This window comes from Paenibacillus campi (genome assembly GCF_034659835.1).
In the GTDB taxonomy this organism is placed as follows: Bacteria; Bacillota; Bacilli; order Paenibacillales; family Paenibacillaceae; genus Saccharibacillus; species Saccharibacillus campi.
This window is the reverse complement of the sequence record NZ_JAXSQZ010000005.1, coordinates 304657-319057: the sequence shown is the minus strand read 5'-3', so window position 1 is coordinate 319057 and position 14401 is coordinate 304657. Positions and strand designations below refer to the sequence as shown.

Sequence of the window (14401 nt, the reverse complement as noted above, 5' to 3'; positions counted from 1 at the left end):
TTCCCTCACTTTTCGTCCGGTGAGCCTGCGCGTTTGGCTTTCAGCCATTTTGGGGCTCCCTTGCTTTTTTTATCGACATGACGCGCTTTCGGCTTGTTGTCGCGTTTTGGAGTTGAAGCTGGCTTGCTGCTGTTCGATTTGTTTGGCGCAGGCACAGTTGGGGCTGGCGTATGTTCACTATCCGCCGTCGTCGTGTTGACAGATTCCGGCTGTGGCGACGTTGCCTTTGGCTTCACTTCTCCGCGACGTGTTGCGGCACGTTTACCGGCTGGCGCGCTGACCGTTTCGCCACCGCGCAGCACCATTTCTTGCAAACGAATATGCAGTGTATCGGCAAATTTGCGCATAATAAAGCGTTCGCGTTCGGTAATGATCGAAGCAGCGACGCCCTTTTTGCCCATTCGTCCGGTACGACCGCTGCGATGCACATAAAATTCAGCATCAAACGCCGGGTCCAAACTGACGACCAAATTCAAATCTTCAATGTCCAACCCGCGGGCAGCAATATCGGTCGCTACAAGCACTTCCAGCTTACCGGAGCGGAACTGCGCCAGCATCGTACTGCGGGTCACTTTGTCGGCATCACCATAAATAGCGCCTGCTTTGAAACCCATATAGTCCAGCTTCGATTGTACCTCGGCAATCTGCTCGGTTTGATTGACAAACACGATCGCTCGCTTCGCTTTGTAATGACGTAGCACACGGCGCAACATATCGAGTTTATCGCGTTCTTCTGTTACAAAATATACATGTTCAATCGCCGCTGCCGTATGTTGCCCTGGCTCGATGCCGACGATGGCATGCTCGTTCATTTCGCGATTGGCGATTTGATGAATTTCTTCGTTGACGGTCGCAGACAGAAACACGAGCTGACGATCACGACGTGCGCTTTTAATAATACGTTGTACATCGGTGCCTCCGCCTAGACCGAGCACTTGATCGACTTCATCCACGACGATTACATTCGTCTGATGCATTTTCAACTTACGCAAATTGATCAGCTCATTAATCCGCCCCGGTGTGCCGACCGCGATATGCGGGTGGCGTCTTAACTTTTCAATCTGACGTTTGATCGCCGCACCGCCGATCAGACCGAGTGAAGTGATGCCACGGTCTTCTCCATAACGCTCACATTCGCGCACGATTTGCATCGCCAACTCCTGTGTCGGCGCCAGTATGAGCGCTTGCAGCTCCTTTTGCTCCGGCTCGATACGTTGTAAAATCGGCAGCAAATACGCTAGCGTTTTACCGCTACCGGTTTGCGATTGTGCCAATACATCGCGCCCTGCCAGCATCAGCGGAATCGTCTCCGCCTGTACCGGCGAAGGTGTCGTAATTCCGTATCGGGATAGCGCGTCATTCAAACTTTCACTTAGACCAAGCCCAATAAAATTCGTATTTGTGTCCATTGTATTCATCCTTTATATATCCATAATATGGCGTCATCGTCACAATTGTCCGCATCTGTTGACGTACGGCATGTCTGTGCCATTGCAGCATGTATCATTATATCAGTATTCACTTCCTATGCGCACGCGACTGCACTAATCTTTTGATTTGGTGGTTGTGACGGGCATTTATAAACCCCAATTAAACCGGTTTCGGTTTGGCACTGTTCAATAACAATTCCCGCATTACTTCCGATCAAAAAAAGAATACGTCAGTCGATCAATCAAACGCGGGCATAGCTGATACAAACGCACCGCCACACCTGCATAACGTGGCAAATCGACTTCCTCACGCCGTCTTTTCATCATCCGTATCAGTTCATGGCATACTTTATCCGTGGATAGCATAAATCCGCTCACATTGCTGACGTATGTACCGGATGGATCGGCTCGTTCGAAAAAGGCGGTGTTGACCGGGCCCGGGTTTATCGCCGATACGGTAATCCCCGTACCGCGCAGCTCTTGGCGCAGTGAATTGGTAAAACCGAGCACCGCAAATTTAGTTGCCGTATAGGCGGTCGATTGGGCAGTTGCGAATTTGCCTGCCATGGAAGCGACATTAATAATCTGTCCTTGCCCTGCCTTTAGCATATGCGGCAGCACGGTGCGGGTACAGCGTACGGTGCCCATATAGTTTACATCCATCATCTGCTCGTATGCCTGCACATCGGTGTCCAATATAGACGTAAACTGTCCGTAACCGGCATTGTTTAGTAAAATATCGATCCGTCCGTATTCGTCCACTATTTGGGCGACGACATGCTCGATCTGTTCCTGTTGTTGAACATCCATGTTGAACATACGATGCTGACCTTGTAATTGCTGTGAAAGCTGTTCCAGCTTCGGCTGCGAGCGTGCGGTCAGGATCGGAATCGCTCCTTGACGTACGAGCATTTCAGCCGTTCGTGCACCGATTCCACTGGATGCACCGGTAATGAGTACGATTTTATTAGCAAGTGTCACCATAAGCCCCCCAGTCTAGTTTCATTTTAGGTGATCATGCTGATGATATCCAGCATGATCGCGCTCGTTTCCATATAAAAAAGCTGTCTCCACGCCATCTGCGGCTGGAAACAGCTTTTTTGTATCATATAATAAATGATCCGGTCAACGCCATGTAAGCAGGGCTGACTTGTGACCATCGTATCGTGCCGGTCAGCAAATCGTTGCCATCAGTAAGTGAAAATTAGGATACCATTACCTGAATATCCAATTCGCCAATTCCATCCATAATGAGTGGAATAGTCAATGCTTTAGTAGACATAAAGCCTGTAACTGAGCTCGTTTTCATCACCTTTGGGGGCGTAATATCCACTGTTACGCCTTGATTAGACAGAATTGTACTTGCATTACCGCTAATCATATTGCCCAGTTCGGAAATGGCGCTTTGACCCATTTCGTCCATTTCAGTTAATACAAATCCGCCCATCATCGCAGACACCATCCGCAGTGCTACACTTTCATGAATCCCAAAAATGATATCTCCGCTCATCTGTCCGGTCATGCCAATTTGAATCCAAATATGATCATCCACCAGTTCGATATCCTTGATACCGAGGTTACCGGTAGAAGGAGAGACCTGCACAACCTGTCCAATTACGAGTCTCGCTGCTTCCAAAAAAGGATTAATTACTTCCGCCTTCATACTTTAATACTCCCCTCCACTAATGGGTTAATATTTTAACTGAAACTTATGACCTATAATTAGTAGATTCATTATACCTTATAACCTAGGACAATTCATCCAAAAACAAACCATATACCAAAATATTTAAATTTTTTTATGGATCAGATGTTGGAACAATTGCCCTTTATTATTCATAGGTATAAAGATGCTTATTTTATCAAATGTTGTAGGTCCATTTGACGACTTTTTACTATTATCGGATAATGTAACGATTTTATGTAGATCATTGTTCACTAAATTGCTCAAAACTAATCGTTTTTTTTGTAAAAAGTTTCCGTTCTCCCTTCCAAAAAGTTACGAAAACTCGCGAAAATGCAGAAATGCATTTTCAGCCGCATTGCTGCTTTTTCGGCAATCCACTATAATTTATGAATAGGTGTACATAAGGAGGAACTCATGAATATCAGTCAACTGGAAACATTATTGACCATTTCGCGCACCATGAGCTTCCGAAAGGCAGGTGAACTGCTCAATCTCACCCAGCCTGCGGTATCCGCCCAGATCAAAAGTTTGGAGGATGAGTTCAAAACGGTGCTTGTGAACCGCAACCAACCGGTAACGCTGACTGACCAGGGGACGGTATTTCTGGAGCACGCCGAACAGATTTTATCGGTGGTTGAGCAATTAAAACAGCGCCTGGCTGATCTGGATGAAACCCCGCAAGGGCGCATTCTGCTTGGTACGACGACTTCGATCGCGATTCAGATTTTGCCCAGAGTGCTGGCATATTTTCAAAATCAATTTCCACTGATTAAAACGATGATTCATTCGATGCCTTCCTCGCAAATTTATAACAGTGTCGAGCATGGCATGGTCGATGTTGGAATCGGTTACTTGATCGAGCGTAATCCGAATTTGGAAACGTCTATTTTATATTATGATATGTTTGAGCTGGTCGTGTCACCGCAGCATCCGCTAGCACGCACACGGATGGCGACGATTCAAGATTTGCAGCATTTGCCGCTAATTATGCTTTCTCCCGATACGGTTGGACGGCGATTTGTTGATGAAGTATTTAAGCGACATCGCGTCGTGCCGGAAATTATTATGGAGCTGTCGAGCAGCGAGGAAGTGAAGCGGATGGTGGAGATTGATTTGGGCGCTGCTATCATTTCGCGCCAGTCCATTTCGAGCGAGCTGCGACATGGCACACTCGTTATGATTCCGATGCCCGAATTTGAAGTCAGCCATCCGGTCGGCTTGATTTATAAATCTGGACGTTATTTGAACTCAGCGATGCGTCAGTTTCTCGATGATCTGAAAGGGATGCCTGCTGATCATTTTCTCAGTCCGGAATGAGGCAGACGGCTAAACCGATACGATATATGATGCAGGCTATACGAATTGTATACTGTATCCGAAGCAAGCTGCTAAACAATCTGCCTCCATCACCAATCAGGTTTGAATGTAGCTACACTGGCTTATCATTAAGCAATCAGGGCTTTCACATGCTCTGAACTAGCGCAAAATAAGCTACTAGTAGGTTGTCTCAAATGAAAATTATGTTTAAACATCCCTAAATCGATTCAGCACCAAGCGATTGTTGGATCGACAAACTGTAAATGTATTCGAGACAAGCTACTAGTGACTTGTCTCAAGAAGATATAAGGTTGCGTCCATCTGAACCCTGCTTGAACCGTGCAGCATTCAGACGAACGCAATCCCTGAATAAATTTGAGACAAACTACTAGGACGTGTACGCCCTAATACAATGATCGCTATATCCAGAAACACAAGTGACGATGACGATAACTAGAAACCAAGTAAAAGGAGCGAACCGATGAAATTTGATCTTCATACCCACCATTATCGCTGCGGACATGCGGATGGCGATATTCGCGATTATATTGAAGCAGGCATTCAGGCAGGCTTGCAAGTGATTGGCATTTCCGATCATACGCCTTATTTTGGCTTTGACGAAGACCAAGCGTTTCCGAACACCGCGATGGGCAAAAGTCAGCTTGCTGCCTACGTGCAGGAAGTGCTTGATTTAAAACGGGAATACGCGGGCAAAATCGATGTGCTGCTTGGTATCGAATCGGATTATTTTCCGCATCATGCCCAGCTGTATAAAGATGCACTGGCTCCATATCCATTTGATTATATTATCGGTTCTGTGCATTTTAGCGGCGGTTACAGTATATTCGATCCGACGCGCTGGAACGGGCTAAGCGAGCAGGAGAAAGTTGCAGTCAAAACGGAATATTTCCGCCTGATCGCCCAATCCGCCAAAAGTGGTATGTTTCATATTTTGGGTCATATTGACGCGATGAAAAGTAATTATCCCGAATTTACCGCGATCGAAGCTCCTGATGCGCTGGACGATATGCTGCGCACAATCGCCACTTCCGGTGTAGCGATCGAAGTGAACACTTCTGGCAAAATCAAACTGTGCGGGCTATGGCATCCAGTCGATCCGATGCTGGAACGCGCTTTCCATTTTGGTGTCGACATCTCGTTTGGTTCGGATTCCCATGTCGCTCAGCGTGTGGGCGATGACTTTGAACTGGTGGCAAATAAGCTGCGTGAGATCGGTTATACAGAGTGGGTGTATTATAAGCAGCAGCAACGCCAGGTTGTAGCGTTGTAGAATGGATATAGGTATGGGTATAACAGAAATATTTCTCAGCTAAGGCAGCTCTGTAGCCTTTAAATTCATATTAAACTGTCAAATCATTTCCCTTTAAAAAACCAAATAGCGACTATATTGCACAATTCATATGCAATATAATCGCTGTTTGGTTTAATATTCATTTTAACTGTATACCTTATTTAATAAAGTACATTGCCTTTAATTTTCACTAAAAACTAATAAACACCATATTAATGAATACTTAAATCAACCAAATTCTTCCAAGCTATCTGTATATGTTTCTCGCTAAAAAGCTTTTCTTTTCTTTTATTCCAAGACTTGAATAAACTCACTGTATAGTCCATATCCGATTTTGCTTGCTCGTTATGTTTTATAATCCAATCCGTAGTAGCTAATAATTCTAATCCGTAAGGCGTTTCAAAACCTTCGATTATTTTATTTACTGCATCAAGTAGCTCATTTATTTTATTATCGCCATACTCGCTTATAAAACCTTCAACTTCTTGAATTGCATTAGACAAAATATAAATTTGAGATTCTCTATTTCGATCTCCATAACCTCGTATATAGTGCCCTTCTAATCTTTGCAGCACATGATTCAAATTTTCAGCATAAGGTCCATATTGTGCCTTTACAAAATTTAAGCGAAGCGTTTCTCCACATTCTTGTAAAAAATAGGCTAATTTTTGTATTTCTAGCAAAGATAATTTATAACCGGGTTTCTCATACATACTCATTAACAGAATAAGCAATGATCTTGACCTAGTTAATTTAGGCGTACTCGTTCGTACTATGATCTCATCTGGATTCGGACTTCCAGTAGGAGGATAAATAACAAAATGAACATCAGGAAGCTGATTAGCAGCCGATTCAATAAGCGGCTGCACAACTTTCCAATCCAATCCTCCATTTCCACAACCTAGTGGGGGCACAGCTATTGATTTTATTTCATACTTTTTGATCGTTTTTATCAAATTTTCAAGTCCTGATTCAATATAAGATAATTTCGACTTTTCTTTCCAATGAGCTTTTGTAGGAAAATTGATAATATATCTAGGGTTAACAATAGAGTCAAGCGAAACAACAAACATTTCTCCAATTACAACTTTTCCCAATTTACACGCTTTCTCATATTGCTTGAAGTTTTCTGGAAAAGTCTGCTTAAATTGAAGCGCAATTCCTTTACCCATAACACCGACACAGTTGACTGTATTTATTAAAGCCTCCAGGTCTGCTTGGAGCAAATTACCTTGTTTATATTCTATCACTTCATCACCACCTCTAATAATACCAATCTTTTCTTATATTCACAGGAAGATTTAAATGATTTAAATATTGTTCCACTTGTGCTTGGTAATATAAATCAAAAGTTGAAATTCCAATTATACAATGTAAAGGAACCTTATGAAACACTAAAAACTCAGCTTGTCTTTTTCTTGTACATACGTGCTCCACACAACCAAACAAAAAGAGAACCTGCCCACAAGGGACAGGTCCTTTTACATGTATCAAAAAGGGGGTCTTGCTATGTATCATAAAGCAAGCTTGTTAGGATTATATTGCAGCTATGTTGCAATTACATAACAATCACTGCCGAATGCTGCGCAATGTTGTACATATAACGAACTATACTTGTTTGTGTGCGGATCGCTCCCCTGTTGTAGACTGTGCTGCACGTCCGCCGCGGTTAACAAGCACGATACTGGCGGTCACAAGCGCCAATGCAACGAGTGACCAGAGCGAAGCGCGTTCGCCAAGCCATACCGCAGACAGGATTACTCCAAACGGCGGCGTCAAAAACAAATACATCGATACACGACCGACCTCATTGTATTTCATCACTGTATTCCAGAGCGCAAATGCTCCCGCCGATAGCAGTGATAAATACAATAGCATGAGCAGACCGATTCCATCCCAGACAAACGGAAACGGATTGCCAGACGCGCAGCCGATCATAACGAGACCCATTCCGCCCCAAAACATCTGCCGACCGGTCAGACTGATGACCGGCTCCACCGCTGCCTCACGGCGTGCCAGCACATTGCCTACGCCGCCGGACAACGCCGACAACAGCATGAGCAGCTCTGCCAGTCCAAACGTAATATGTAGCTGATTGCCAGATGCCATACCCATCACAGCAATGCCGCCAAATCCAAGCAGCAAACCGAGCCATTTGCGCACCGACAATTGTTCCGTTTTCATCATCCAGCGTACAGCGAGCAATTGAAACAGCGAGACCGAGCCGGAAATGATCGACATCGTCATCCCTGACCCTTGCCCAAGTGCCGCATACACAAACACATATTGCAAAAACGTTTGCAGCAGTGCCAGTACCGTGAGCGCTGAGATCGGCACACGACTCGGCGTTATACCTTTACGCTGTAACAGACGCGCTAGCACCATTAATAGCAATCCCGCCAATACAAAGCGATATCCCGCAAACAACCACTGGGCGAACAGATCATTAGAGCCGATATGCAAATGATGATAACTTAATTTGATAAAAGGCAATGCACTGCCCCACAGCATCGTCGCGGCTACCGAGCTGATTATAATTCCTGCAGGGCTAGTGAACCAGCGCTGAACAGTCATGGCGAAAACGATTCCCCACCATGCTCTAGCAATTGTGCATGTATCGCCGCCCGCTCTTTACGCAATTCAAACTCGCTGTTCGCTACCGAATACACGATGATGCCCATCTCCTGCCAGTAGCTGCGAATGCCGGAATTGGAAGGAGGTTGCTGCCGCATCCCGCTTTTTTCCAGTACGCGAATCGATAGTTCATTTTCGATATGACAACGACCGACGATATAAGAAAGTCCCATTTGCTGAAAGCCAAAAGCAATCAATCTGCCAACTGCCTCGGTAGCGTAGCCTTTGCCCCAAAATCGTTTACAAAGCGCAAACCCGATCTCTGCCCGTGCCGCACGCTCATCCCAGCGCTGAAACGAGCACACCCCGTACATCTTATCCCCCGCCGGGGACATAATCGCAAAATGGATCGAACTCATACTGCGAAACGCTTCTTCGACACGCCGTCCGAGCCGATCCGGTTGCAACGGTTGGTATTCTTTCATCTCCGGCGAACCGTACAAATAGGTGATCACTTGCGGATCGCTAATGCACTCCCACCAGCGTTCAATATGATCTGCCGTCAGCCGACGCAATGTAAGACGTTCGGTCGTTAGCTCGGGCATTTCTTTTTTTAAATTCTCTTTGTTCAGCATGGCTACTCCTCCAGTCGCTTACGTCTGCAATCCCCGGTAAATACCGGTGCGCAGTTCTTTGATATAAAAATCAAGCGCCGGAATTCCGGCATGCTGTGCATCTTGCACCGCCTGCTCCACATCATATGGAATACGGATAAATTGCAATGAATACGGAGCGAGTGTTGCCGCCTCCGCTTCCCCTTCCAGAATAACATAAGAAGCGCCTTTGCCATCCAACGGATTACCGATACTGCCTACATTAAACAGCACATGCCCATCCAGATGCTGCATATACGCATTATGGATATCACCATAACCGACCAGATCAGGCAAACGACCGTGAAACGGGCTGCTGATCGCCGCAAATGGACTGTCCTGTTCAACGGTAGTAAACATGCCCAATCTTGCTTCCATCGCATCCCACGGCTGCACACGCTGGAATACACTTTCCGGCGAGGCATGCACAAGCGAGATTAATCGTCCACTTAGCGTCAAATCATAGCGTAACGGCAACGAATCGAGATAAGCTATCCGCTCGTCACCTAAGCGTCTTGTGTGCCAGCTGAACAGCTCATCACGCTCGCTCATCCGTGTGATCAGTTCCTCCCAATTACCGCGTAGTACGACCTCACAGCGCTCGCGCACGCTGTCGGTAATACGAATCGAATCCGGCCCTTTGCCGACGAGATCACCGAGGCAAAAAATTCGCTTGATTCCGCGGCTGTCGATATCGTCCAACACCGCCTGCCATGCCGGATAATTGCCATGAATATCAGATACAAGTGCAATGCGTTCCATGAAATATCCCCCGTCTTGACCGTTTGCCGGTATTCGTATCCTAATCGATTGTGTTATTTTCTCAACATATGTGCACGTCCTGATCGCTTGACTATGAACAGGTTGAGGCACATGTAAATCTAATCTTTTAGCGATATATTGTACTAATTTGACCAAGTTAAATTTCAACATCTAACTTCACAGTTAGCACAGTCAAAATACTACAGCCTAAACGATAGTAACGATTAGTTTTATTGTGTGCTTGCTTTGCTATAATTCAGCACTTCCAGCCGATGTAAAATTAATCTCGGTCAATACACTAATTGTATGTCGCCAACTTGCAGCAGTGCCTTACGACTGTTACGCACGATATAGCGTAAAAATAGTCAACTCCGGTCGGCACATAAACCGTACCGGCAGCTGCGACATGCCGATGCCCCGATTCACATACAGCGGCAAATGTCCGTCTTTGCCTGCACGATAACCGCCCATAATGTATTTGCGTGAACCTTTAGGTGTAATGACTGCACCAAGCAATGGCAATCGAATTTGCCCGCCATGACTGTGCCCAGACAGCTGCAAACGAAATTTCAACTCCTCTGGCACACGATCTGCATAATCCGGCTCATGCATAAGCAAAATGCGACAAGCATCATCCGGCATGCCACGCGCCGCCTTTTGTACATCCGGATTGCCGAGCAACTGATCATCCAGCCCGGCAAGCGCCAGCACACCATCCGTACGGCGCAGCAACCGATGCTCATTAATCAACACGTCAAATCCACCCTGTTTCAATAAATTCGTAACCGCTACGACATCATCTAAATAATCATGATTACCGAGAATTGCATATTTGCCCAGCGGTGCTTGTAGACGCTGTAAAGCGCCCACACCAGGCATAAGGTCAGCAGGATGCTCATCGACCATATCGCCTGTAAAACAGATCATATCCGGCTGTTCGCTTATAATCGCATCGACCAGTTGCTCCAGATCATTAGCATTTTTGCCCATCCCCAAATGCATATCGCTAAATTGCACGAGCCGCATCCCATTCAAACTTGCTGGCAGATTAGGCAATTCCAGCGAAATTCGCACCTTTTCCAGCCAATTCGGTTCACCCATCCACGTGTATCCGAGTCCACCAGCGCCAATTACCGCTCCGGCAAGAGCGCTGCCTTTTAGAAACTGACGGCGGGTTAAACTACGTTTTTGGCGATGATCCGGTTTGTTCGGTTGATGGGCGAATGCTAGTGATGTGAGTTTATCTGTATCGTGATTCATATCGTGATTCATATCGTGATTCAGATTGCGATTCATACTGCGATTCGTATCATAATTCGTAGATTGTGTTTCATCGTAATGCTTCAGGTACGTTCCCTCCGTTTCCTGACCGAGCGACAATTAATCTGCTAGCTATCGGGGCAACCATCAATTCATTCCATAGTTCCGATCAAGCTGACTATTCACCAGCATACCGGGTTTTAAATTGCCGTCTTTGTTGGAAACGGCGCGCAAGAGCACATTGCTTTGCCCTAATGATTGCGATAGAAATTGTCGTATCGGTCAGTCGTGCACACCGGCTCCTGTAGCCTATTCTGGCTGCGATATGCGATATATGTATTGACTATTTTGGCGCAAGAAGATTGCCTGCGTCAAATATACCGCGCTTATGCACGCAACGAATGGCGTTTCCGATAGCATGTACACGATGGAGAGCATATTACGAGTACTTCAGTGTGCGCAGCCAGTTCGATCAAGCGGTGTCATCATGACCACAGTTTTATACATTTGCAGACTTCATTTATCGATTTGATTTGCGCAACTACACCTAGCTGCAACCGCTCGTGCAGACGCTCCGAACTAACTTATGCCGCTGATCGATCATACCAACGACTTGCCTTTGAACACAATCCGTTGCAATTGCTCTGCGGAAGCTTCATACGCATCCGCCAATCCCTGCTGGGCAATCGCTGTTTTGGACACTTCGCGATACACGATTGTCACTTCCACCGGTTGCTGGAACGGAAATGGATCAAGCTCTACATACCGTTCATCGAGCCATTGTGGCATAATCGTCGCATAGTTAGCTGCTTCCAGTTTTTTGCCAACCTCAAAACCATCGCGCCACCATTCCAGTTCATGTGCTTTGTCCACTCCAGGCTCATTCAGACAGGCGTACAATGATACATCATCGCATAGCTCCAATACGGCGCGGTGGAAGCGAAGCTCCTCCTCACCCGGCGACGTCAGCGCCTTAATCCGTTCCTGACGCTGCTGCTCCGCTTGCAAAAATGCCTGGCAAAACGGGTCTTCCGCACCATAATGATCGATCAGCGCACAATAATGCAGACTCGCCAGCATTGCCGCATACGGGCTCATTTCCTCCATCTCATCGATACCATAGCGGTAAAAAACGAGCTTTGCCGGCTCCGGAAAATCAAGAAACGAGAATGGACGTGCTTTGGCATCGTTCCAGAGTGGAATCCGATCGAGCGGAATCCAGCCGCGATCATGCTGCTCACAGCCGAGCAGCACTTCCTCCCAGCGTTTCTCATCAACCGTTGGTCCGGCATGCAGACGTCTGGAAAACTCCCCGGATACACGGGCATGGTCATGCTGACGAATCATAATAAAAGATTGCTCTCTTTCTCTCCAGATCATAAGCAAATGCCTCCTTTGGCGCATAAAAGTAAAATCCTATAACAATGAATGAACATAAACGGCAATCACGTACCGGCACGGCAATCATCATCTTCCCACATACCGGCGTATGTAAAAACTAGCACAGACAGCCTCTTTTGCCGATCGCTATCTTACCGGCGATGCTTGCCTGTTTCTATTTATATAGCCTTAGCGATTCGTTTCCAACCAGCCGGACGCATAATCGACCAGTGCAGGCTGGGAAATCAGCCGTGCAGTCGCATTGCCGATTTTGCCACTGACAACGAGATGCGGACAATCCGCTTCCAAATCAGCACCGATATCGTCAAAATCATCCGAATCAAAATTTAAATCGCGAAAACGCACCCATTGTTTACCCTTGTCCGTCATGATTGGCGCATCTATCATAATCGTCTGTTTACCGTTCCATTCGGCATGATATTCCGCCAGATGGATCGATGTATTAGTCACATATTCCGTACCAAGCATAAGCACATACCCGTTCGCATCATACAGACGCTGTAATGGTGAACCGTTGCCTAGCCCGTAATCCAGCTCATGATCCGCCGTCCATACCTCCGCATATTTGCCCCATACCGCAAACGATACATGCGGATGATTGCTGCGCCGAACGCCGCGCTGCTTGCGGAATGTTTCAGCGATCACGCCCATACCCGTCGTCACGGTAAAATCAGGATCATACGGTGGCATACTTTCGCGGATTAAATCCCACCAGCGCGGATCAGCGGGCGGATAACGCCATAGCTTTGGGTCGGTAAGCTGAGACGTCTGCGTCGGCATCATTAGTGTACCTTCCGCTCCTAGCACGTCCTCCAAGGCAAGAATAACCGTTTCCGCACCACCGGGAATCCAGCCGCCAATACTTTTCAATGAAGAATGGAGCATAATGCTCATGCCTGCTTCTACACCAAGTGCAGCCAATTCGGTTTTGAGCTGTGTAAAACTGATCGGTCTTTCCGTAATCATATTGCGTCCTCCGTGATGAGATTAAGATCATATACGTACTCAAACGTACACTTACTCGTTAGATAACAAAAAGCGGGCGGCATCGTAAGATGCGCAACCCGCCTTAGTTTTCATAGTTTCAGACTTACCGCAAGTACCGAATCCATTTATCGTACAACATCGTGCCGGTTGATTACGATTATACCGTCAACCAGCGTTTAAACATACGCTTATTCGTTTCTTTGTTCAGGTCAGCGATCGATGTAGTGAGCGGAATGCCTTTCGGACACGAACGTACACAGTTTTGCGAGTTACCGCAAGCTTCGATACCGCCTTCGCCCATAATCGCATCCAGACGCTCCTCTTTGTTCATCTCACCTGTCGGGTGAGCATTGAACAGACGTACTTGAGACAACGGTGCAGGGCCGATAAAGTCGGTTTTCTCGTTTACGTTCGGGCACGCTTCGAGACATACGCCACATGTCATACATTTGGACAGCTCATATGCCCATTGACGCTTCGTTTCCGCCATCCGTGGACCTGGGCCGAGATCGTACGTACCGTCAATTGGAATCCATGCTTTTACCTTTTTCAATGCGTTAAACATACGGCTGCGATCGATCACGAGGTCACGCACAACCGGGAATGTTTTCATCGGTGCTACCGTGATCGGCTGCTCCAGTTTGTCCACCAAAGAAGAACACGCTTGACGTGGCTTGCCGTTGATTACCATCGAGCAGGCACCGCACACTTCCTCCAAACAGTTCGATTCCCAACATACAGGTGCAGTGTCTTTACCGCTGCTGTTGCGTGGATTCCGTTGAATTTCCATCAATGCGCTAATGACGTTCATACCCGGACGATACGGAATTTCAAATTCCTCCGTATACGATGCGCCTTCCGGCTTATCTTGACGGGTAATCACAAACTTCACTTTTTTGGCTGTCTGCTGTACGGCAGGGTTTCCGGTTGAAACTGCTTCCGCCATCGGTAATGCCCCCTTCATTTCATAGGCTATATGCTTGCCTGCTAACCAATCGAGTGCAACGGTCTGACTACC

The 14401-nt window shown here is 46.6% G+C and carries 14 protein-coding genes; 2 read left to right on the top strand and 12 right to left on the bottom strand.

The genetic code is table 11. The annotated features are described in order from the left end of the window. Nucleotides 1-5: 5 nt before the first annotated feature. From U1I11_RS14515 to U1I11_RS14505, 3 genes are all read right to left on the bottom strand, one after another. Nucleotides 6-1409 (bottom strand): DEAD/DEAH box helicase, encoded by a 1404-nt coding sequence (locus U1I11_RS14515; protein ID WP_322906843.1) that lies wholly within the window; start codon nucleotides 1407-1409, stop codon nucleotides 6-8. A 225-nt stretch (nucleotides 1410-1634) separates the two neighbouring features. Then, a complete protein-coding gene (locus U1I11_RS14510) occupies nucleotides 1635-2414 on the bottom strand; it encodes an SDR family NAD(P)-dependent oxidoreductase (RefSeq protein ID WP_322906842.1) in 780 nt (259 codons plus the stop codon). A gap of 220 nt (nucleotides 2415-2634) precedes the next feature. Beyond that, nucleotides 2635-3093 (bottom strand): chemotaxis protein CheX, encoded by a 459-nt coding sequence (locus U1I11_RS14505; RefSeq protein ID WP_322906841.1) that lies wholly within the window; start codon nucleotides 3091-3093, stop codon nucleotides 2635-2637. Nucleotides 3094-3531: 438 nt separating this feature from the next. Here U1I11_RS14505 and U1I11_RS14500 point away from each other — a divergent pair, with 438 nt between their 5' ends. Both U1I11_RS14500 and U1I11_RS14495 read left to right on the top strand, forming a co-directional pair. After that, nucleotides 3532-4434 (top strand): LysR family transcriptional regulator, encoded by a 903-nt coding sequence (locus U1I11_RS14500; protein WP_322906840.1) that lies wholly within the window; start codon nucleotides 3532-3534, stop codon nucleotides 4432-4434. A gap of 481 nt (nucleotides 4435-4915) precedes the next feature. Continuing rightward, nucleotides 4916-5725: a histidinol-phosphatase gene (locus U1I11_RS14495; protein WP_322906839.1), complete on the top strand. Its 810-nt coding sequence runs from the start codon at nucleotides 4916-4918 to the stop codon at nucleotides 5723-5725. A gap of 233 nt (nucleotides 5726-5958) precedes the next feature. Here U1I11_RS14495 and darG read toward each other — a convergent pair whose 3' ends face one another. From darG to sdhB, 9 genes are all read right to left on the bottom strand, one after another. Continuing rightward, on the bottom strand, nucleotides 5959-6996 hold the full coding sequence (gene darG, locus U1I11_RS14490; RefSeq protein ID WP_322906838.1) for a type II toxin-antitoxin system antitoxin DNA ADP-ribosyl glycohydrolase DarG: 1038 nt from the start codon (nucleotides 6994-6996) through the stop codon (nucleotides 5959-5961). A gap of 13 nt (nucleotides 6997-7009) precedes the next feature. Continuing rightward, nucleotides 7010-7264, bottom strand: a complete 255-nt coding sequence (locus U1I11_RS21685) for a DarT ssDNA thymidine ADP-ribosyltransferase family protein (RefSeq protein ID WP_416235622.1) — start codon at nucleotides 7262-7264, stop codon at nucleotides 7010-7012. A gap of 90 nt (nucleotides 7265-7354) precedes the next feature. After that, complete coding sequence (locus U1I11_RS14485) at nucleotides 7355-8320, bottom strand: DMT family transporter (protein WP_322906837.1); 966 nt, start codon at nucleotides 8318-8320, stop codon at nucleotides 7355-7357. Further along, complete coding sequence (locus tag U1I11_RS14480; protein ID WP_322906836.1) at nucleotides 8317-8955, bottom strand: GNAT family N-acetyltransferase; 639 nt, start codon at nucleotides 8953-8955, stop codon at nucleotides 8317-8319. Before U1I11_RS14480 ends, U1I11_RS14485 begins: the two co-directional genes overlap by 4 nt. An 18-nt stretch (nucleotides 8956-8973) precedes the next feature. Further along, the gene (locus U1I11_RS14475) at nucleotides 8974-9735 is read right to left on the bottom strand and encodes a metallophosphoesterase family protein (protein ID WP_322906835.1); all 762 of its coding nucleotides are present in this window, start codon (nucleotides 9733-9735) and stop codon (nucleotides 8974-8976) included. A gap of 339 nt (nucleotides 9736-10074) precedes the next feature. Beyond that, on the bottom strand, nucleotides 10075-11115 hold the full coding sequence (locus tag U1I11_RS14470) for a metallophosphoesterase (RefSeq protein WP_322906834.1): 1041 nt from the start codon (nucleotides 11113-11115) through the stop codon (nucleotides 10075-10077). Nucleotides 11116-11595: 480 nt separating this feature from the next. Next, entirely contained in the window at nucleotides 11596-12375 is a 780-nt protein-coding gene (locus U1I11_RS14465; RefSeq protein ID WP_322906833.1) for a DUF3891 family protein, read from the bottom strand. 189 nt (nucleotides 12376-12564) lie between these two features. Continuing rightward, nucleotides 12565-13362, bottom strand: a complete 798-nt coding sequence (locus tag U1I11_RS14460) for an AAC(3) family N-acetyltransferase (RefSeq protein ID WP_322906832.1) — start codon at nucleotides 13360-13362, stop codon at nucleotides 12565-12567. A 178-nt stretch (nucleotides 13363-13540) separates the two neighbouring features. Beyond that, nucleotides 13541-14329 carry a succinate dehydrogenase iron-sulfur subunit gene (gene sdhB / locus U1I11_RS14455; RefSeq protein ID WP_322906831.1) on the bottom strand — a complete coding sequence of 263 codons (789 nt, stop codon included), beginning with the start codon at nucleotides 14327-14329 and terminating at the stop codon, nucleotides 13541-13543. Nucleotides 14330-14401: the final 72 nt, after the last annotated feature.

What these genes read in the sequence shown, in the direction of transcription:
- U1I11_RS14475 (WP_322906835.1), bottom strand. Translation starts at nt 9,735, where the DNA reads ATGGAACGCATTGCACTTGTATCTGATATTCATGGCAATTATCCGGCA.
- U1I11_RS14485 (WP_322906837.1), bottom strand. Translation starts at nt 8,320, where the DNA reads ATGACTGTTCAGCGCTGGTTCACTAGCCCTGCAGGAATTATAATCAGC.
- sdhB (WP_322906831.1), bottom strand. Translation starts at nt 14,329, where the DNA reads ATGGCGGAAGCAGTTTCAACCGGAAACCCTGCCGTACAGCAGACAGCC.
- U1I11_RS21685 (WP_416235622.1), bottom strand. Translation starts at nt 7,264, where the DNA reads ATGATACATAGCAAGACCCCCTTTTTGATACATGTAAAAGGACCTGTC.
- U1I11_RS14505 (WP_322906841.1), bottom strand. Translation starts at nt 3,093, where the DNA reads ATGAAGGCGGAAGTAATTAATCCTTTTTTGGAAGCAGCGAGACTCGTA.
- U1I11_RS14480 (WP_322906836.1), bottom strand. Translation starts at nt 8,955, where the DNA reads ATGCTGAACAAAGAGAATTTAAAAAAAGAAATGCCCGAGCTAACGACC.
- U1I11_RS14500 (WP_322906840.1), top strand. Translation starts at nt 3,532, where the DNA reads ATGAATATCAGTCAACTGGAAACATTATTGACCATTTCGCGCACCATG.
- U1I11_RS14495 (WP_322906839.1), top strand. Translation starts at nt 4,916, where the DNA reads ATGAAATTTGATCTTCATACCCACCATTATCGCTGCGGACATGCGGAT.
- U1I11_RS14515 (WP_322906843.1), bottom strand. Translation starts at nt 1,409, where the DNA reads ATGGACACAAATACGAATTTTATTGGGCTTGGTCTAAGTGAAAGTTTG.
- U1I11_RS14465 (WP_322906833.1), bottom strand. Translation starts at nt 12,375, where the DNA reads ATGATCTGGAGAGAAAGAGAGCAATCTTTTATTATGATTCGTCAGCAT.
- U1I11_RS14510 (WP_322906842.1), bottom strand. Translation starts at nt 2,414, where the DNA reads ATGGTGACACTTGCTAATAAAATCGTACTCATTACCGGTGCATCCAGT.
- U1I11_RS14460 (WP_322906832.1), bottom strand. Translation starts at nt 13,362, where the DNA reads ATGATTACGGAAAGACCGATCAGTTTTACACAGCTCAAAACCGAATTG.